Consider the following 22,727-nt stretch of genomic DNA (forward strand, 5'->3'; position numbering starts at 1 on the left):
AATGGCTATATTTGAATTTTTGTCCTTACTCAATAATTTAGATATCAAAATTTGGGTTGAGGATGGTCAGTTACGTTATCGCGCTCCTAAAGGAGCAATGACAGATGAAATAAAACAGCAAATTAAAGAACGGAAAGCAGAAATTATTGCTTTTTTACAAGAAGCACAAACAGCTACACAAATCAATTATTCATCCTTAGTTCCCGTTGTCAGGGACAAAGATTTACCTTTATCTTTTGCCCAACAAAGAATGTGGTTTCTGTCTCAATTAGATGGGGAAAGCACATCTTATAATGAAAGTTTCCAACTCAGAATTGTTGGTAAACTTTCTTTGACTGCTTTAGAACAAAGTATCAACGAAATTATCCGCCGTCATGAAGTTTTAAGAACTAACTTTCCTACGGTAGAGGGTGTCCCTTTTCAGGTAATTAGACCTAATTTAACTCTCAGCATTCCTGTGATAAATGTACAAGAATTCACAGAAATTGCTGTACAAGAAATTATCAATCAAGAGGTTAACAAGTCTTTTGATTTAGGGACAGAACCTTTAATAAGAGCTACTTTACTACAGCAAGATCCAGAATCCCATTTGTTGCTGATCACCATGCACCACATCATTATAGATGGTTGGTCAATGGGGGTATTTTTCAAAGAATTAGAAGCACTTTATCCAGCGTTTATTCAGGGAAAACCAAGCCCCTTACCAGAATTAACAATACAATACGCTGATTTTGCTCTTTGGCAACGGGAATGGTTAACAAAAGAAGTTCAAGACAAGCAACTGGAATACTGGAAACAACAGTTAGCCGGCACACCTCCTTTGTTGGAGTTACCAACAGATTATCCCCGTCCACCAGAGCAAAGTTTCGCTGGTGCGAGTATAGAATTTAACATTGATGCAGATTTAACCTCTCAACTTGTCACCCTCAGTCAAAAATCAGGTGTAACTTTGTTTATGACCCTGTTAACAGCTTTTGCTGTGGTACTGCATCGTTACAGTGGTCAGGATGATATTTGTATTGGTTCACCTTTTGCTAACCGCAATCGCCGAGAAATTGATTCACTAATTGGCTTTTTTGTCAATACATTGGTATTGCGTACCCAGATGGAAGGTAATCCTCGTTTTTCACAGTTACTAGAAAAAGTTCGTTCTGTGGTTTGGGATGCCCACGCACACCAGGATATACCATTTGAACAAGTCGTAGAAGCACTAAAACCGGAACGTTCTCTGGGCTATAATCCACTGTTTCAGGTGATGTTTGTGCTGGAAAACTTCTCCCTGGATACTTTAGAGTTACCTGGTATTAGTCTGACTCCAGAAATTGTAGATAGAGGTACTGCAAAGTTTGATTTGGGTCTCTCGATGTGGCAGACACAACAGGGATTAATTGGATCTTGGGAATATAACAGCGATATTTTTGCTCCTGATACTATTGCAAGGATGATTAATCATTTTCAGACTTTGTTGGCAGGGATAGTTAAGAACCCAGAGCAAAGAATAGGAGAGTTACCACTACTAACTGAGTCAGAAAAACACCAGCTATTAACAGAGTGGAATGATACTCAAGTTGAATATCCTGTTGATAAATGTATCCATCAGTTATTTGAAGAGCAGGTAGAGAAAACACCGAATGCAATAGCAGTAGTGTTTGAAAATGAACAACTCACCTATCAGCAATTGAATAGTCGGGCGAATCAGTTAGCACATCACTTACAATCTTTGGGTGTAAAACCAGAGACATTAGTAGGGATTTGTGTAGAACGTTCCCTAGAAATGGTAATTGGATTATTAGGTATACTCAAAGCAGGAGGGGCGTATGTACCCCTAGACCCAGAGTATCCCACTGAACGCTTGAGCTTCATGTTAGAAGACGCTCAAGTATCAGTGCTGTTAACACAAAAATCACTATTAAATCAATTACCCTTAGACAATAGAGAAAAGCCTTGTCAGGTAATTTGTTTAGAGCAACTTGTACTGAGCGAAGTCGAAGTAAACACATTTAACTTAGAATTAACCGAAAACCCCAATCACCAAAATCAACCGGAAAACTTAGCCTACGTAATTTACACCTCCGGTTCAACAGGAAAACCCAAAGGAGTAACAATAGAGCATCGCGCCATAGTCAACTTAAGTTTAACCTGGGGACAAACATTCCAAGTACAAAACCATAGCCGATTATTGCAATTTGGTTCTTTTAGCTTTGACTTATCCGTAGGTGAAATTACCACAGCCTTAGTCACAGGAGCTTGTTTGTACTTAGGAAATAAAGTAACCTTATTGCCAAGTCAAAGCTTAGTAGACTTCTTAACAGTAAACAAAATTACCCATAGCTTCCTATCACCATCAGCCTTATCTGTATTACCCAAAGCAAAATTACCTGATTTGCAATGTATCACAGTAGGAGGAGAAGCTTGTACAACAGAATTAGTGAATCAGTGGGGAACAGAAAGAAAATTCTACAACTGCTACGGACCGACAGAATCTACAGTTACCGCCACCATCTTCCATTGTCAACCCAATGGAAAAAAACCAGCCATTGGTAAAGCAATATCTAATATTCGCACCTATATCTTAGATAAAAACAATCAACTATTACCACCAGGAATACCAGGAGAACTGTGTATAGCTGGAGTTGGTTTAGCTAGAGGATATTTAAATCGTCCCCAAGCGACTGGGGAAAAATTTATAGAAATAGACATAAATGGTCAAGTTGAGAGAATTTACAAAACAGGAGACTTAGCGCGTTACTTAGCAGATGGGAACATAGAATACATAGGACGCATAGACAATCAAGTTAAAATTCGGGGCTTCCGCATCGAGTTAGGAGAAATAGAAGCGGTACTCAATCAACATCCTCAAATCCAGACATCCTGCGTCATCGTCCGTGAAGACAACCCTGGACAGAAGCAATTAGTATCCTACCTAATACCACATCAGCATTCCACAGTAACCATCAGTGAAATGCGCCAATATCTCAAAGAAACACTGCCAGAATATATGGTGCCTCATAGTTTTGTCACACTAGAAACCCTACCCATAACACCCAACGGAAAAATAGACCGTCGCGCCTTACCAAAACCAGAATTAGAAAGTACACTGCTAGAAAAATATGTTGCTGCACGCAACCCCATAGAAGAACTGCTAACACAAACGTGGTTACAAGTGCTAAAAGTAGAATCTGTGGGTATAAATGACAACTTCTTTGAACTGGGGGGACATTCCCTAATAGCAACACAAATAGTTTCACGTATCCGCAACATATTCCAAGTGGAACTACCATTGAATAAATTGTTTGCCGCCCCTACAGTCAGAGAATTAGCCCATATTATTACTCAATTACAACAAGACAAATTAGAACTGTCAGCAGACAAAGCACCACTTCTGTTACCCAGAGCCAAAGATGCAGACTTACCAATGTCTTTTGCCCAACAGCGTTTGTGGTTCTTAGACCAATTTGAGGCTAACAGTGTGGTATACAATATGCCCACTGCTCTACGTTTGCTAGGAAAGTTGCAAATTGCAGCGTTAGAGCAAAGCTTACAAACAATTATTCATCGTCACGAAGCCTTACGTACTAATTTCACCACCATTGATGGACAGCCAATTCAAGTTATTAGGGAACAGAAAGCAGGGAACAAGGAACAAGGAATAGTATCAATTGTTGACTTACAGCACTTACCCAAAACAGAACAGGAAATAGCTGTAGAACAATTAACGCAACAACAAATGATGACAGGATTTGATTTAGAAACAGAAGCGTTAATTAGAGTACAGTTAATCTTACTGAACGAGACAGAGCAAGTATTGTTAGTGTGTATGCACCACATTGTTTCCGATGGTTGGTCAATGGGTGTGTTTGTCCAAGAACTCACACAGTTATATAATGCTTATTGTCAAAATCAACCTTTACCTTTAACACCTCTACCAATTCAGTACAGTGATTTTGCAATTTGGCAAAGACAATGGTTGCAAGGGGATGTACTACAAAATCAAATAACATACTGGGAACAACAACTCAAAGACGCACCAACCTTATTATCATTACCCACAGACCGCCCCAGACCTGCTGTACAGACTTTAGTTGGTGCAACTCATGAATTTGCCCTGTCAGTTGAGTTAACTGATAAATTGATCAAACTCAGTCAAAATCAAGGTTGTACCCTATTTATGACCTTGTTGGCTGCTTATGACACCTTGCTTTATCGCTACACCGGACAATCAGATATTTTAGTTGGTTCGCCTATTGCTAACCGCGATCGGGCTGAGATAGAAGGGTTAATCGGCTTGTTTGTTAACACCTTAGTAATGCGTACCAACTTGGCAGATAATCCCCGTTTTAGTGAATTGCTAACTCGTGTGAGAGAAGTGGCTTTGGGTGCTTATGCCCATCAACATTTGCCCTTTGAAATGCTAGTGGAAGCATTGCAACCAGAACGGGATTTATCCCATAGTCCACTATTCCAAGTCATGTTTAACCTGCAAAATGCTCCTGTGTCTGAGTTGGAGTTAAATGGGTTAACCGTTAGTTCAGTACCATTTAAAGGTGTGACTGCTGCATTTGATATGACTTTATTCATGCAGAACACTGATAACGGACTGGTGGGAGTTTGGGAATACAACACGAATCTGTTTGACCATAGCACCATCGAGCGCATGATTGGTCATTTTGTGACGTTGCTGGAAGCAGTGGTGAATAATCCTCAAGAGCGCATTGACAAGTTGCCCATATTAACAGCAGATGAAAAACAAAAATTACTGATTGAGTGGAATAATACTCAAAGTGATTATCCTGTAGGCAAGTGTTTACATCAATTATTTGCACAGCAGGTAGAATTAACACCGGATGCTGTAGCGGTGGTGTTTGATGATCAACAATTGACTTATCAACAGTTAAACACCCAAGCGAATCAATTAGCCCATTATTTACAATCTCTGGGTGTGGGTGCAGAAGTTTTGGTGGGAATTTATTTAGAGCGATCGCTTTCCATGACTGTGGCACTTTTAGCAGTCCTCAAAGCTGGTGGCGGTTATGTTCCCTTAGACGTTGATTATCCTCAGCAGCGATTAACTTATATATCCCAAGATTCACAAATTTCTGTACTGATCACACAGGAAAGTTTACTCAATTCCTTGCCAGTTGAAGGGGTGAAAGTTCTTGTCTTAGATCAAGAATATGAAGTATTCAATTCTCAAAGTCCAGAAAATCCATTTAGTGAAGTATTACCAGAAAACTTAGCTTGTGTATTGTATACTTCTGGTTCTACAGGACAACCCAAAGGCGTGATATTGACTCATGGAGCTTTGGTAAATCATAGCAGTGCCATTAGTGAAGCATTTGGCTTAACAAGTAGCGATCGTGTTTTACAATTTGCAGCTTTCGGTTTTGATGTCGCACTAGAAGAAATCTTCCCCACATGGTTTAAAGGCGGAACAGTAGTATTAAGACCAACACAAATGTTTTCTTCTTTTGCCAATTTTGCCCAGTTTATAGAACAACAACAACTAAGCGTTTTAACCCTAACTTCCGCTTATTGGCATGAATGGATGGTAGCCGTATCTCAATCCTATGCCACCGTACCCCAAAGTTTACGTTTGTTGACCGTAGGTGGAGATACAGTTTTACCGGAAACAGTGGCAATGTGGCAGCAATTGGTAGGGAATAGAATAACTTGTTTAAATGCCTACGGTCCCACGGAAGCCTCGGTTACAGCCATCATTTATGATGTGCAGAATTTCTCATCAGAAAAAACTAATACAGTTCTCATAGGTCGTCCTGTTGCCAATACAGAAATTTACATTCTAGACTCTAATCTGCAAGCAGTACCGATGGGAGTGAAAGGTGAATTGTACATTGGTGGTGAGCGTTTAGCACGGGGTTATCTCAACCGTCCAGAATTGACACAAGAGAAATTTATTGCTCATCCCTTTAATAATCCAAAATCTCAAATCAAAAATCCAAAATTATATAAAACAGGGGACTTAGCACGCTATTTACCCGATGGTAATATCGAGTTTATCGGACGCATTGATGATGTAGTAAAAATCCGAGGTTTCCGCGTTGCACTGGGAGAAATTGAAAGTCTCTTGATTCAGCATCCTGATGTGATTTGCCAGGTAGTAATACTCAGGGAAGACCAACCAGGACATAAACAGTTGGTTGCTTATGTTGTCACTGATAATCCATCATTAACCCAAAATGAATTACAAAGCTTCTTGAAACAAAAGCTGCCAAATTATATGATTCCCACAGCTTTTGTAATGATGGAGGGTTTACCAGTCACGACTAATGGTAAAGTAGACCGTCGCGCCCTACCCGCACCCTCCCAAGAGATTAACCTGAGCAACTTTGTGTTACCCAATACTCCCACACAAAAACTGATCGCAGATATTTGGAGGAGTGTTTTAGTCACAACACAGTTAGGCATTCACAACAACTTTTTTGACATCGGGGGTAATTCTTTACGCGCTATGCAAGTGATGTCTTTATTAACAGAGACTTTGCAAATAGATTTACCCCTACGTTATTTGTTTGAAAACCCGACAGTCGCAGAACTCGCAGCAGGTTTTGATAGTTTACTCACAAGCCAGACGAATACTATTACCACCTCTAACCTAGATTTAAAAGCAGAAGCAGTTTTAGATCCCAGCATTCAAATCCCTAACCAACCTTTTGAGTACAACAACAAACCTCAAGGAATCTTTTTAACGGGAGTGACGGGTTTTCTGGGTAGTCATTTACTTTATGAACTTCTGCAACACACCCAAGCTGATATTTATTGTTTGATTCGTGCTACCAATATTGAACAGGCACAACAAAAGCTACAAAATCAACTCCAATTGTACAAACTCTGGTCAGGAGTTGACAGAAAACGCATTATTCCTGTGGTTGGAGATTTAGGGAAAAACTATTTAGGTCTTTCCACATCAGAATTTCAACAGTTAGCTGGTCAGATAGACGCTATCTATCATTGTGGTGCTTGGATTAATGTTATCTATCCCTACTCTGTTTTAAAACCCGCTAATGTATTGGGAACTCAAGAAATCATTCGGTTAGCCAGTGAAATCAAAGTTAAACCTTTACATTACATTTCAACTACATCCGTTTTATCAGCAGCTACTCCTAATGAGACGGGATTAATTTTAGAGTCGGATCTCCTTGAACAATATCAAGTCTTAGAAAATGGCTATGTTCAAAGCAAATGGGTAGCAGAGAAATTAGTGATGCAATCTCGTGATTTAGGACTGCCTGTGGCTATTTATCGAGCATCAAGGATTACAGGAAATACCCAAACAGGGATTAGTAACACAGATGATTTATTTTGCAGGTTAGTCAAAGGTTGTTTAGAAACCAGAATATTTCCTGACGTGCAGATGGAGGATAATTTGACTCCTGTGGACTATGTGAGCAAGATAATTGTTAATCTGTCAGGACAAAAGGAATCTTTAGGAAAAGCATTTCACCTAGTCAATCCTGAATCAACTACAATCAGGGATTTGTTTCACTTGATGCACTCTTTAGGATACCCTGTACAGATGATTCCTGTAGAGAAATGGCATTCAGAGATTTCACTTGAGAGTCAAATTTCTGATACAGATAATTTAAGAGTTTTGTCTCATATTATCCCCAAAGTTGCGGTAGAAAACAGCCCCGAACCACAGATTGATTATGAAAACACTATCAATGGAGTAGGAAATATTGATCTTATGTATCCCGCGCTAGACCAAAAATTGCTAAAAACTTACATTTCCTACTTCATTAGTAGCGGTTTTATAGATGAACAATTGGTAACAGAACAAATGGTATTTGAGAACATGACTAACTAATCTATATCTATAGGACTCCTATTTGATTTTTGAACAGAACTCCGTACATACTAAAAGCCTTCTTTCCTGTTCCCTGTTCCCTACCTCCACGAAAAATTCATGAATCAAATCGGATAACTATACATCATTAGACATCTGGTTAAAATGATGGTAGGGACAATACCCTGCGGGAAGCAAGCTACATGAATTGTTCCTACAAGGGTTTCAGGTTATACACATTTAATTACCATTAGATGTATATTAATCTGACGACTTAAAATTACTGAAGGAATACAGATAGGGAAGCACGGGAGCGGGATTAAGGTTATTTCTGAGTCTTTTCCCGTTCACCGATAAATAATAACTTTAACTTGCACATCAGTGTTATTTTGATATAAGTATTAAATTCAATTCTCAGAAACTTAATTTATTGCTCAAATATGCCAACTCAAGTTATTCAATCTCAACCCTCGACAAATCCTTTTTCAGATTTTACTCAATTTTGGAAAAATGTCAAATCTATTACAGAACCTTATTGGTATCCAAATACACCAGGGGGAAGAGCGTTTTCAGACGTGATTCGTTCATGGGGAATGCTTATTCTCCTAATATTACTAATCATTGGACTTGTTAGTTTAAATGTAGTTACTAACTTTCTTTATCGCTATCTAGTCGATATTACCATTACAGGAAAGGATGTTTCTCAGTTTTTTAATATTGTATTGATTTATAGTATAACCCTAGTATTTGTAACGACATTTGTAGGGTTTTCCAAATTTGTGAGAAAGCAAATGGTACTCGATTGGTATCAATGGCTAAATGATCACATTCTTTCAAAATATTTACATGAAAGAGCATACTACAAAATCAATTTTAAATCTGATATTGATAATCCTGATCAACGTCTCTCTCAAGAAATTGAACCTGTTATTAGTAATGCTTTGACATTTTCAGCTACCTTCTTAGAAAAAATACTGGAAATCACAGCTTATATCATAGTTATTTGGTCAATTTCAAAGCAAGTTGCAATTATTTTAGTGATTTATACAGTTCTAGGCAATGTGGTCGCTGTATACTTGAATCAAGAATTAAATAAGATTAATCAAGAAGAACTCGAATCTAAAGCAGATTACAACTATTGCCTAACTCATGTTCGAGTTCATGCTGAATCAATAGCTTTTTTTCGGGGAGAAAAACAAGAGTCAAATATCATTAGTAAAAGATTTAATCAGTTAGTCAAGAGTTATAAACGGAGGATTGGCTGGGAAAGAAATCAAGACTTTTTTAATAGAGGATATCAAGCTGTGATCGAGGTATTTCCATTTCTCATACTCGGACCTTTATATATTACCAATCACCTAGATTTTGGAGAAATTAGCCAAGCTTCTTTATCCGCATATCTTTTCGCTAATGCTCTAGCAGAATTAATCAATGAGTTTGGAAGTTCAGGTAGGGTTTCTGTTTATGTTGAGAGGCTATCTGAATTTTCTTCTGCTTTGGAAGAAGTCACTAAACAACGAGAAAATGCCAGTACCATCAAAACAATAGAAGATAATCATATTACCTTTGAGAATGTAACTTTACAAACTCCCAATTATGAAAGGGTAATTGTCGAAGATTTATCACTTTCTGTGAAACCGGGAGAAGGTTTATTAATTGTTGGTCCGAGTGGTAGAGGTAAAAGTTCTTTATTGAGGGCGATCGCTGGTTTGTGGAATGCAGGAACAGGTCGTTTAGTGCGGCCTCCTTTAGAAGAAGTGTTGTTTTTACCTCAACGTCCTTACATTATTTTAGGAACTTTGCGGGAACAATTGCTTTATCCGTATACAGATCGTCCTATGAGCGATCACGCACTCACAGAAATTTTAAAACAAGTTAATCTGCAAAATTTATTAAGTCGAGTAGATGGTTTTGATACTGAAGTTCCCTGGGAAAATATACTTTCTTTAGGAGAACAACAACGCCTTGCATTTGCACGATTGTTAGTTACTCAACCAGGTTTCACTATCTTAGATGAAGCTACCAGTGCTTTAGATTTAAAGAATGAAGGTACTTTATATCAACAATTACGAGAAACAAAAACAACATTTATCAGTGTAGGACATCGAGAAAGCTTATTTGATTATCATCAATGGGTTTTAGAACTTTCTCAAGATTCTAGTTGGCAACTTTCGACTGTGCAGGATTATCAACGTCAGAAATTAGAATCAGTTGTCATCAGTGCTTCTGAAAAATCTGAAATTACAATAGATAACTTTGCCAATAATCAATCTCCTAATCCACCAGAAACCGCAATACAAGAAATAGCCAACCTAGCAAACCAAGTAAGTGTTATTACCGGACTTTCTCATCAAGAAATCCAGAAATTAACAGACTATTCACTGGGGACTGTGAGAACCAAAGCAAGTAAAGGTCAATCTATTACTACTGAGGATGGTTCTACCTACAACTATAATAAAGACCCCAATGTTTTGAAATGGGTGAGAGTTTAGAGTGAGACAAGCTAGGATGTTTTTGGGCTGTAGATTTTGTGAGGATACATATTTTCAAAATAGGTAATAGCAACTTCACCCAATGCTTTAACTGCGGCAGCTCCCATTACAGGTTGAACCACTGATCCAAGACCAGGAATAAATCCTGTTATAATACTGCCCATCGTGAAAAGGAATTGTCCTCCACCCATACCTATAATTGCTGCGGCGATCGCTCCAGCACCACTAGCAGGTATCCAATTCACATCATAAATCTGAGCAATGCGAGTGATTACAACACCCTGTACACCAGCTAAACTGCTTTGAAAGGTGAGCGCGGCGATAGGAGAAATTCCACCCGCAACTCCTGCTGTTGCTCCTGCTCCCATCATTAACCAAAGTTCATCTCTAGCTTGCTCACAACAATATTTAGTCATAGAATGAAGCACTATAATAAAAACTGTAATCAAAAGGATTGATTGTCTAATCAGGATTTCATCCCTTCCATTTATAATATTCAGAATTTTTTAGACAAAATCTATCCAAGGGTATCCCTTTTCTGTCAGTTTCCGGCTATTATGAATCCCACATTCCACACTTCAATAAGTAGGGTTTGCTGAATAAATGTAAAACCCAGATGAATAAGGAGTTTCAGGCTCTTGGGATTATACACTTCATTAACGGAATTTTGAATCAAGATTTAGTAATTTTTATGCCAGTAATTATCATGTTTGTTAGTGGAAAATGAGATTCCTACTGCTTAACTGGATAATACAAGTCATGTTTCAATATCTAACTTTAGGCAGATGACACTGGTTTTACTGATTATTTACTGTATTATTTCTACTTGTAATTGCAATTATTTTAAAATGTGCTTATTATAGCAATTAATCTATCAATTGCTATATCAGGTAAGTAAAACCTTGACAGTTGTTGAGCATATTGTCTATTTGATCATTTAGGGGAGTAAGTTTTTCATGATTAGAGGAGGAATAATAGCCGTCCAGTCACAAAAAGGAAAACACAAGTGACTGACATTGTAACTGGACAGATTGTGCGTGTGCGATCGCGCCAGTATCTTGTGGAAGAAGTAGTGCCTAAGCCTTCACCAGAACAAGATACTAAAGTTAGTCTTTCTTGCTTAGAAGATGATGCCTTGGGAGAATCCCTGGAAGTCCTGTGGGAACGAGAAATAGATGCCAAAATCGTCGGGGTGACATCATGGGAATCCATCGCTAATCGAGGCTTTGATCATCCCCGGTTGTTCTCTGCCTACTTGCACACATTACGCTGGAATTGCGTAACTTCCACAGATGCCAAACTTTTTCAAGCTCCCTATCGGGCAGGAATAGAAGTCAAAGCCTATCAGCTAGAACCGCTACGTAAAGCCTTGCTGATGCCTAGAGTCGGCTTGTTTATTGCCGATGATGTGGGATTGGGTAAAACAATCGAAGCAGGGCTAATACTGCGCGAGATGTTAATGCGGCAAAAAGTTCGCCGGGTAGTGATTTCCTGTCCACCATCTGTAGTTAGACAATGGCAAGAAGAAATGGAGAGTCGGTTTGGACTCACATTTATGATTCTTGATCGTGAATTTATTACTGCCCGTCGTCAAGAACGGGGTTATGGAATTAACCCTTGGATGACACACACTCGGTTTATTATTTCCCATGCCTTGCTGCGAGATGAAACCTATGCTGCACCATTACGAGATTGGCTGAGTGATTTTTCTCCGGCCTCCATGCTCATTCTCGATGAAGCCCACAATGCTGCACCTGCGAGTGGGGCAAAATATGCGGTTGATTCCCAACTTACCAAAACTGTGCGAGATTTAGCACCGCGTTTTGAACACAAGCTGTTTTTGTCTGCTACTCCCCACAATGGACATTCCAACAGCTTTGCGGCTTTACTAGAAATCCTCGACCCCCAGCGTTTTTGTCGAGGAGTACCTGTCCGCAATCACAAGTTGCTAGACACTGTGATGGTACGCCGTTTAAAGCAAGATCTACGGGAAATAGGAGAAGAATTTCCCCAACGTTTCGTGAGTCCGATAGTGATTGATCATCTCCCAAAAGACGCACCAGAACTCAAGTTATCCCAATTGTTGCAACAATATCGGAGTTTGCGTGAAGAACGACTCAAGGATGCGGCTAAGTCCACCCAGACCACAGCGATGCTGGTAATTACTTCACTGCAAAAGCGGTTGTTGTCTTCGATTGAGGCATTTGCACGGACTTTAAAAGTACATCGGACGGCGGTAGAAAAGCAAGCAGCTAACCGTCCTGCCATTCATAAAGTCAGTTTACCGTTGTTGTTGGAGTCAGTTAGTGCTGATGACGAACGGGCAGAATTTTTAGAAGCGGAAATAGAGGCAGAAGAAGATGCTCAAATGGCAGCAGCTACTATGCAAGCAGCCGGACAAACAGCCCGTGAATTAGCAATTTTAGATGAAATGGCAGATGTAGCTAATTCCTCTCGCTACCAACCAGATCCGCGGATTCACAAACTGGTGGAGTGGATTCGCCAAAATCTCTGTCCTCAATTGGGTGAAGCCAATGCGGCTTGGTTAGAACGGCGAGTAATTATCTTTACAGAATATACAGATACTAAACGTTATCTGCAACAACAGTTACAAACGGCGATTGCTAATTCTCACCGTGAACATGAACGCATAGAGGTCTTTCACGGGGGTATGGGAGAAGAACGCCGGGAAGCTATTAAAAGTGCCTTTAATGCCGATCCTGCCCGTCATCCCCTGCGGATTTTGATTGCTACAGATGCGGCAAGGGAGGGGGTAAACCTGCAAAACAATTGTGCTGACCTGTTCCATTTTGACGTGCCGTGGAACCCATCCAGGATGGAGCAGCGCAATGGACGGATTGACCGTAAATTACAGCGATCGCCTGTTGTCCATTGTTATTACTTTGTTTTACCCCAACGCACAGAAGACAAAGTATTAGATGTATTGGTGCGGAAAACAGCCACTATTCAACAAGAACTCGGTAGCCTAGCACCAGTTGTCGAAAGAAATATGTCGCGCTTACTGGCTCATGGAATTCGCCATCAAGACGTAAGTAATATTACTAATTCTATTAATCAAGCTGAACAAATCAATGACCAAGAAATAGTAAGTACACAGGTGATTAATGAGGAACTGGAGCAAGCCAGAGTCCGCCAACAAGATTTGACAAAACAGGTCGAGAATTTACAAGCAATGTTAAAAAACTCACGGGACTGGTTGGGACTAGATGACCACCACTTCCGGGATGCTATTTCCGCTTCTTTAGAAATTCTCGGCGTTCCTGCCCTCACACCTGTAGATGTAAATGAGGTTGCTAACAACTCTGTAACCGCCCGGTGGACAATTCCCGCCCTTGACCAGCAAACTGGTGCAGATCCCACATGGTCAACAACAATTGATACTTTGAGAACACCGCGAAAAATCGGACAAAAGCCCTGGGAATGGCGGAAAGAAGCACCAATTCGCCCCGTAGTGTTTCGAGATCCTGGTTCTTTAGATGGGGATGTGGTGCATCTGCATTTAGAACACAGAATTGTCCAACGGTTACTGAGCAGATTTTTATCCCAGGGTTTTCTGCACGATGAATTAACCCGTGCTTGTGTATGTCTAACTAATGACCCCATGCCCAAAGTTATAGCCTTGGGAAGATTGGCTTTGTATGGTGAACGGGCGGCTCGGTTACATGATCAAGTAATTGCAGTAGCAGCGGAGTGGTTAGACCCAACTAGTCGAGGGCGCAAGAAACTTCAACCTTTAAAAGAAGGTGAGAAAGACAACGTACTGGAATTACTGGAAACTTCCCTGGCTTTCCCCCATTTACTAGAAGTTGCGTCAGCAGTGAAAGAACGACTACAAAAAAGTGCTGCTGAAGATGTGAGCGAATTAATTCCCCATTTGGAACGCCGCGCCGAAATTTTGGCGGAAAGTGCCAAGAAAAAGCTAGTTAATCGGGGGATTAAAGAAGCTGCTGAGATGAAGAAGATTCTGGAAGAACAACAGACGCGAATTCTCAACTGTCAGAAAGACTCTCAAGCTGTGCAGTTATCTCTGCCAATTATCGAGGAACAGCGTCAAGTAGATGCAGACCGTCGCCATTGGGAAAAACGCCTCAAAGCGATCGCATTAGAATTGATTTCCGAACCAGCGCGAATTGAAGCCGCTTACCAAGTCAAAGCAGTGCGGGTTGAGCCGGTCGGTGTGATTTATTTATGGCCGATTTCCGGGTAGGGGGTGTAATATCACGGAAGCAAAACCAGCAAATAAAATTCCCCATCTGATAGCACAACAAACACCGGGGAATCAAATTCCCCGTCTCATAGGGAAAGTCCTCTAAAAGAGGACTAAAAACCCAAAAAAACCCTCATTATCATGCTGATTAAAAAACCCGCTGATTTAGTCGGATTCATCCGACTTAAGCTATTAGACAGGGGTTTCAACCCCTGGCTAATCTGGCTAATCTGGCTAATCTGAATGAAAACCCCAAAAAACCCTCATTATGATGCTGATTTCAAAAGCCGGGGAATCAAATTCCCCGTCTCATAGCGAAAGTCCTCTAAAAGAGGACTGAAAAACCAAAAAAACCCCTCATTATGATGCTGATTAAAAAACCCGCTGATTTAGTCGGATTCATCCGACTTAAGCTATTAGACAGTTTTCAACCCCTGGCTAATCTGGCTAACCCCTGGCTAACCCCTGGCTAACCCCTGGCTCATCTCATCTGACCGACTAACCAACTGACTAACTAACCTAATTTTTAAACTGAAATTAATATCATGTCCAAAGATCCAGAAATTCGCTTACATAAAGAATGGTTAGGCTTTCTCCAGCCCGTGGGGTTGGTGGTTTCGCCCCCCGCATTGTCAGCAGCCCAAGCGGTGGTTAACCGCAACGTAGTAGAATTGCAACAAACATTACAAGCAGTTGCCAGTAGTACAGCTTTGCCCGGTGACAGCGAAAATGAACGCTTTTGCATTACCGATTTTTCCGCCTTTGCTATCAATGTTTTAGGTTGGGAAACAGCAGATTTAGTTGACAGTCCCGCAGAATTAGCGATCGCTCTCCCAGATTATCAAGAAACTTTGATACCCACTTACGCTGTCCCCAACCCCAATGGCGGCTGGATGATGCTAATTCAAGTATTGAATCCTGGTACTGAACTTGACAACGCCGGAGCAGAGGATAGTAAATCTACGGCTTGGCACGCCAGCCCCCAATCTAAATTTGAACGGCTGTTAAAAGAAACCAAAGTTTACATCGGGCTATTGTGTAACGGTACAGAATTACGGTTAGTTTATGCGCCACCAGGAGAATCATCAGGACACCTGACCTTTCCTGTCCAAGCGATGTGTGAAGTATCGGGGCGGCTGATTTTGGGAGCAATGGAGATGTTGCTCTCAGCCGAACGCCTGTTTAATGTCCCCACAGACAGGCGTTTACCTGCCATCCTCGAAAAAAGTCGGAAATATCAAAATGATGTCTCTATCAAGCTGGCAGAACAGGTATTAGAGGCATTATGGGATTTACTGCGGGGCTTCCAGACAGCAGATGCCACAACTAACAGCCGCTTACTAGATGACATCGCCGCCACAAACCCCCAGCACATTTATGGTGGACTGATTACCGTTTTGCTGCGGTTGGTATTCCTGCTTTACGCTGAAGACCGGGGCTTGATGTCTCAAGATGCAGTTTATACCCGTTATTATTCCGTGAGTGGACTTTACGATCGCTTGCGAGAAGATGCCGGCAATTATCCAGATACAATGGATCAGCGATATGGTGCTTGGGCGTGGTTGCTGAGTCTGTTTCGTTTAGTTTATGAAGGTGGGGGTCACGCTGATTTATACTTACCTGCTCGTCATGGACAACTCTTTGATCCTGATGAATATCCCTTTTTAGAAGGTCGTCCCCAGTCTACAAAATATCAATCAGGGGCAAGTATAGAACCGCCTCGCGTCTCTGACGGGGTAATTCACAGGGTACTACAAGGGTTACTGATCTTGGACGGAGAACGCCTATCTTACCGGGCTTTGGATGTTGAGCAAATTGGCTCTGTTTATGAAGCGGTTATGGGCTATGAAGTAGAAAGAGCAAATAGCCCTGCTATCGGTGTTTGGAGTAAACCCAAAGGTTCTAAATCTTCGGTGACGGTGGTGGTTAGTGTTGAAGAGGTTCTCAAAACCAAAGCCGGGGAACGGGCTAAATATTTAAAGGATATTGCAGGTTGTGAAGTGACTGGTAAATCCCTGACGGAGTTAAAAGCCGCGCACACAGCAGAGGATGTCATAGCAGCGTTAGGACGCAAGGTATCACCGAAAACACCAAGTTTAATGCCTGTGGGTTCGCTGTATTTGCAACCAGGGGAAGAACGGCGGCGCAGTGGTTCTCATTATACCCCCCGTGCCTTGACTGAGCCGATAGTTAAGGAAACTCTCAGACCGATTTTAGAGGCTTTGGGAGAAAACCCCACACCTGAGCAGATTTTAGAGTTGAAGATTTGTGATTTGGCTATGGGTTCGGGGGCGTTTTTGGTAGAAAGTTGTCGTCAGTTAGCGGAAAAGTTGGTTGAGAGTTGGAATAAACCCCTCCCCAGCCCTCCCCTTACCAAGGGGAGGGTGTCCGATAGGACGAGTGGGGTGTTTGAAATTCCCCCAGACGAAGAACCGTTACTTTATGCGCGGCGGTTAGTAGCCCAACGGTGTTTGTATGGTGTGGATAAAAACCCTTTTGCGGTGAATTTGGCGAAGTTATCTTTGTGGTTAGCGACTTTGGCGAAATCTCATCCTTTTACTTTTTTAGATCATGCTTTTAAGTGGGGAGATTCTTTGGTTGGATTGAATAAGGAACAAATTAAAAATTTTAGTTGGATAGCAGATACTACTTATACAGATCCCAATTTACCTTTATTTAATCAGTCAATTACTAAAGTGAAAGTTTATCGAGATGAAATTTTTAATCTTGGTGATAGTGACTATGAGAAAAAACGCGATGTTTATGAAAATGCGGAATTGGAATTAACGGAAACGCGGGTAAAGGGTGATTTAGTGATTGCGGCATTTTTTGCCAAAGATAAGGATAAAGCCAGGAAGGAAGAATTAGATAAGTTTCGGTTGATGTTTAAAAAGATGGAAAAACAAACGGCTGCGGGTGTCGGTGTCCGTGTGGGTTTCGGCGTGGGTAGGAGTTTAGCAATCCTAAACCCGGACAATGTTGATAATGATGACAATATTGATAATAAAGATAATGTTGATAATTTAGAGATTATCAATATATGTGATAATTTAAAATCCGGTGCAAAATCTGTACCTGTGTTTAATTGGGAGATTGAATTTCCTGAAGTTTTTGATAGAGTTAATCCCGGTTTTGATGCAATTATCGGAAATCCACCTTTTGCGGGTAAGAATACGACAATTAATGGAAATATTGAAGGTTATTTAGATTGGTTGAAAGTTGTTAACCCGGAATCTCATGGAAATGCTGATTTAGTAGCGCATTTTTTTAGAAGGGCGTTTGATATATTACGAGAAAATGGCACTTTTGGCTTAATTGCTACTAACACTATAGCCCAAGGAGATACCCGCAGCACAGGTTTAAGATATATCTGTGAAAATGGCGGAATTATTTATAATGCTCAAAAGCGGTTAAAGTGGCCGGGTTTAGCTGCGGTTGTGGTTAGCGTAGTTCATGTATTTAAGGGTCAATATATTAAGGGTAAATGGTTAAATAATTATGGTGGTAAAAAATATTTAGATAATCAGGAGGTTGATTTAATTTCAGCTTTCCTGTTTCATGCGGGGGGAAATCAAGACCCCAAGGTATTATTAGCAAATGCTGGTAAGAGTTTTATAGGTAGTTATGTTTTAGGAATGGGGTTTACTTTTGATGATGATAACCCGAATGCTACACCGATAGCAGAAATGCACAAGTTAATTACAGAAAATCCCAAAAATGCAGAAAGAATTTTTCCTTATATTGGTGGTGAAGAGGTTAATTCTAGTCCGACTCATACACATCGTCGGTATGTAATTAATTTTGGTGAAATGAGTGAAGCAGAAGCGAGACAATATCCTGATTTAATAAATATTGTAGAGGAAAAAGTAAAACCGGAACGTGATAAATTAGGTAATAATTCTGATGCTATAAAACGCAGAAATTATTGGTGGTTATGGGGTAGATATACACCCGCTTTATTTCAAGCAATATCCCAACTTAATCGGGTGTTAGTTGTTTCTCGCGTAGGTCAACATGGTTCATTTACTTTTCTACCTAATAATATAGTTCCCTCTGAAGGTTTGGTAGTTTTTGCAAATGAACAAAATTCATTTTTCTGTATTTTACAATCTCGTATCCATGAAATATGGACAAGATTTTTAGGTTCATCAATGAAAGATGATCTTCGTTACACACCTTCCGACTGTTTTGAAACCTTCCCATTTCCCGAAAACTGGGAAAACAACCCCATATTAGAACAAGCGGGAAAAACCTATTATGAATACCGCGCCGAATTGATGGTAAAAAACAACCAAGGACTGACAGACACCTACAACCGATTTCATGACCCCGACGAATACGACAGCGACATACTCAAACTCCGCGAACTTCACACCGCAATGGATAAAGCAGTTCTCGACGCTTACGGGTGGTGTGATATATCCACAGAATGTACATTTTTACTCGACTACGAAGAAGAGGAAGAAGAAGACAACCCCAAAGGAAGAAATAAGAAAAAACCTTGGAGATATCGCTGGACAGAAGCAACCCATGATGAAATATTAGCCAAATTATTAGACCTCAATCAAACCCGCTATGAAGCCGAAATCTTAGGAGGTAAAGTTGCAGAAGGGAAGAAAAAAGCCAATACTAAAAAAGCAGCTAAAACCCGAAAACCGACAACCGATAACATCCCAACCATTACTGGTTTCACCGAACCATAATTGTAGGTTGGGTTGACGCAACCAAACCCAACAAATATCAAAATCAGGATTTAGGTTTGATAAAAAATATCTTTTTTGGCTTTTGGTGAGAAATCAAATAAATGTCTGAATCAGGATTTCCAGGATTTAAAGATTTACAGGATGTTGATTTTATCCATTCGTCGGTTTATCCATTTATTCATTTGTCCATTTATTCATTTGTCAGCCCGCCAGCCCGCCAGCCCGCCAGCCCGCCAGCCCGCCAGCCCGCCAGGGGTTATAAACCCCCGTCTAATAGCGCAAGTCCTCTAAAAGAGGACTAAAAAAAATCAACATAATTAATATTACCCTTTCCCCAATCGTCTTCAGACGATTTTAGCTATTAGACAGAGGTTTTTAACCTCTGGCTATTTGGATATCTCTGGTTTGATAAAAAAATATCTTCTTTTGGCTTTTGGTGAGAAATCAAATAAATGTCTGAATCAGGATTTACAGGATTTAAGGATTTACAGGATGTTGATTTTATCCATTCGTCGGTTTATCCATTTGTCCATTTATTCATTTGTCAGCCCGCCAGCCCGCCAGGGGTTATAAACCCCCGTCTAATAGCGCAAGTCCTCTAAAAGAGGACTAAAAAAAATCAACATAATTAATATTACCCTTTCCCCAATCGTCTTCAGACGATTTTAGCTATTAGACAGAGGTTTTTAACCTCTGGCTATTTGGATATCTCTGGTTTGATAAAAAATATCTTTTTTGGCTTTTGGTGGGAAATCAAATAAATATCTGAATCAGGATTTCCAGGATTTAAAGATTTACAGGATGTTGATTTTATCCATTCGTCGGTTTATCCATTTATCCATTTGTCCATTTATTCATTTGTCAGCCCGCCAGCCCGCCAGGGGTTATAAACCCCCGTCTAATAGCGCAAGTCCTCTAAAAGAGGACTAAAAAAAATCAACATAATTAATATTACCCTTTCCCCAATCGTCTTCAGACGATTTTAGCTATTAGACAGAGGTTTTTAACCTCTGGCTATTTGGATATCTCTGGTTTGATAAAAAAATATCTTCTTTTGGCTTTTGGTGAGAAATCAAATAAATGTCTGAATCAGGATTTACAGGATTTAAGGATTTACAGGATGTTGATTTTATCCATTCGTCGGTTTATCCATTTATTCATTTGTCCATTTATTCATTTGTCAGCCCGCCAGCCCGCCAGGGGTTATAAACCCCCGTCTAATAGCGCAAGTCCTCTAAAAGAGGACTAAAAAAAATCAACATAATTAATATTACCCTTTCCCCAATCGTCTTCAGACGATTTTAGCTATTAGACAGAGGTTTTTAACCTCTGGCTATTTGGATATCTCTGGCTATTTGGATATCTCCGGCTATCTGGATATTTCTGAATATTTCTCTATTTATATAAATATCTGTGGTTATATGTGGTAACTTTATACCTTTGGGTGAGATAATAAAAATGTTAGGTTTCTTTGCGTCAACCAAACCGACCAATAACCAAAGCAAAATATTAATTTTTAATAAAGGACATTAATTAATATCTTAAAAAAGATAAAATCATCAATTAACAATCCTGTAAATCCTCAAATCCTATAAATCTTGATATAGCTACGCTATCAGACAATTAATCATCAATAAAAATGACCAGATTCATACATGACCAATTTTCTAAAGACTATTTAGAAGAACTTCTCAAAAACTATGGAGAAGTACAAGCACCTAGTCGAGTTGCAGCAGAAATCAAAGAAATAGATGTTTATTTTTCACCATACCCCCAAGTAGATCCTAATTTGCAACTATTAGGACTATTAGGTAAAATGGCATCAAAGCCAGCAATATTTGAACCCTATCGCAACCCAGTTACAGCAGATGAAATCCTAGATTGTATAGTAAAATTAGTAGAAGTTAAATCCCTATTAAAAAGAGAAGCAAAACGAAATAACACCAAAATCTCAGAAAACGAAATTCCGAAATTATGGATACTTACCCCTACCGCATCTGCTAACCTTTTATCAGGCTTTTATGCTACATTAAAAAATGACTCTTTAGCGGGAATATACTACTTAGGTGACTCTTTTCGTACAGCCATAGTAGTAATTCATCAATTACCACGTATAGAAGAAACCCTATGGATTAGAATGTTAGGAAGAGGAACAGTTCAAAAAGAAGCTATTGACGAACTTATAGCATTACCTGCAAATCATCCTTTCAGGAGAATCACGCTAGAATTATTTTACAATCTGCAAACGCATTTGACAAAAAATAATCAAGATCCGGAAGATAGAGAGGTAATTATGAGACTAGCACCATTGTATCAACAAGAAAGAGATTTAGCAATTTGGCAAAAAGAATCAGCATTAATTATCCGCTTGCTAAATAAACGATTTGGAGAAATTCAACCTGGGTTAATTGAACGGATTCAAAAATTACCAATTGAGAAAATAGAATCTTTGGGAGAAGCATTATTAGATTTTAGCAAGGTTGATGATTTAGAAAATTGGTTAAAAGAAAATTAGCTAACTAAAAAATACAACATGATTGATATTACCTTTCCACCAATCGTCTTCCGTCTTCAGTCCGCCGGGGGTTATAAACCCCCGTCTAATAGCGAAAGTCCTCTAAAAGAGGACTAAAAAAAATCAACGTAATTAATATTACTCTTTCCACCAATCGTCTTCAGACGATTTTAGCTTTTAGACAGAGTTTTTAACCTCTGGCTACCGGCTACTGGCTACTGGCTACTCTAACTATTTGGATATCTCCGGCTATTTGGATATCTCTGAATATCTCTGAATATTTCTCTATTTATATGAATACCTGTGGTTATAGGTAGTACATTTATACTTTTGTGTGAGATCATAAAAATGTTGGGTTTCTTTGCGTCAACCAAACCGACAAATAACCAAAGCAAAATATTAATTTTTAATAAGGGACATTAATTAATATCTTAAAAAAGATAAAATCATTTTTTCCACCAATCTGGGCAACCTGTAAATGTAGCTAAATATTAATCATCTAAAAATATGTCTTTGTGGCAACTTTATTATCATATTGTTTGGGGAACAAAAGAACGTCAACCTCTAATTATGCCCCATAACGAACCTGATCTTTATAATTACATAATTGGTAAATCAGATGCCCTTCATTGTATAATTCATGCAATAGGTGGTATAGAAGACCACATTCATGTAGTTGTATCTATTCCGCCGACAATGGCAATTGCAGATTTTGTAAAAAACATTAAAGGAAGTAGTTCCTACTATTTAAACCACACCTCTACTAATACATCAAATAAATTTGCTTGGCAAGAAGGATATGGTGTATTTTCTCTAGGTAGCAAGCAACTTGAACAAGCTGTTAATTATGTCAAAAATCAAAAACATCATCATTTACAAGGAACAACTAATCATCATTTAGAAAAAATAGAAATAGTCTAGTATTTTCGCTGATTTTCCCGTAAAATAACTGCAAATATCCTAATTAATTAAACAAAAACAGAAA

Annotated in this window: 8 protein-coding genes; 6 read left to right on the forward strand and 2 right to left on the reverse strand. The window is 39.5% G+C overall.

Features of this window, described 5'->3' with window-relative positions; translation table 11 throughout:
- Position 1 precedes the first annotated feature (1 nt).
- Together NG743_RS08975 and NG743_RS08980 are read left to right on the forward strand one after the other, a co-directional pair.
- Complete coding sequence (locus tag NG743_RS08975) at positions 2-7,825, forward strand: non-ribosomal peptide synthetase (RefSeq protein ID WP_257121867.1); 7,824 nt, start codon at positions 2-4, stop codon at positions 7,823-7,825.
- A gap of 419 nt (positions 7,826-8,244) precedes the next feature.
- Complete coding sequence (locus NG743_RS08980; RefSeq protein ID WP_257121868.1) at positions 8,245-10,296, forward strand: ABC transporter ATP-binding protein/permease; 2,052 nt, start codon at positions 8,245-8,247, stop codon at positions 10,294-10,296.
- Positions 10,297-10,307: 11 nt separating this feature from the next.
- On the opposite strand, the gene NG743_RS08985 is transcribed toward NG743_RS08980, so the two are convergent.
- Positions 10,308-10,712 carry a hypothetical protein gene (locus NG743_RS08985; protein ID WP_027403937.1) on the reverse strand — a complete coding sequence of 135 codons (405 nt, stop codon included), beginning with the start codon at positions 10,710-10,712 and terminating at the stop codon, positions 10,308-10,310.
- Between the two features lie 590 nt (positions 10,713-11,302).
- On the opposite strand from NG743_RS08985, the gene drmD reads away from it, so the two are divergent.
- A complete protein-coding gene (gene drmD / locus NG743_RS08990; protein ID WP_257121869.1) occupies positions 11,303-14,524 on the forward strand; it encodes a DISARM system SNF2-like helicase DrmD in 3,222 nt (1,073 codons plus the stop codon).
- Positions 14,525-15,069: 545 nt separating this feature from the next.
- The gene (locus NG743_RS08995) at positions 15,070-19,227 is read left to right on the forward strand and encodes an Eco57I restriction-modification methylase domain-containing protein (RefSeq protein ID WP_257121870.1); all 4,158 of its coding nucleotides are present in this window, start codon (positions 15,070-15,072) and stop codon (positions 19,225-19,227) included.
- Positions 19,228-20,549: 1,322 nt separating this feature from the next.
- On the opposite strand, the gene NG743_RS09000 is transcribed toward NG743_RS08995, so the two are convergent.
- Positions 20,550-20,732, reverse strand: coding sequence for a hypothetical protein (locus NG743_RS09000; RefSeq protein WP_257121871.1), 183 nt, complete (start codon positions 20,730-20,732; stop codon positions 20,550-20,552).
- Positions 20,733-20,866: 134 nt separating this feature from the next.
- Here NG743_RS09000 and NG743_RS09005 point away from each other — a divergent pair, with 134 nt between their 5' ends.
- The gene (locus NG743_RS09005; RefSeq protein ID WP_027403935.1) at positions 20,867-21,742 is read left to right on the forward strand and encodes a DUF4351 domain-containing protein; all 876 of its coding nucleotides are present in this window, start codon (positions 20,867-20,869) and stop codon (positions 21,740-21,742) included.
- Positions 21,743-22,249: 507 nt separating this feature from the next.
- On the forward strand, positions 22,250-22,663 hold the full coding sequence (gene tnpA, locus NG743_RS09010) for an IS200/IS605 family transposase (protein ID WP_257121872.1): 414 nt from the start codon (positions 22,250-22,252) through the stop codon (positions 22,661-22,663).
- Positions 22,664-22,727: the final 64 nt, after the last annotated feature.

Origin of the sequence: Dolichospermum heterosporum TAC447, from assembly GCF_024584745.1 — a bacterium.
Lineage (GTDB): Bacteria > Cyanobacteriota > Cyanobacteriia > Cyanobacteriales > Nostocaceae > Dolichospermum > Dolichospermum heterosporum.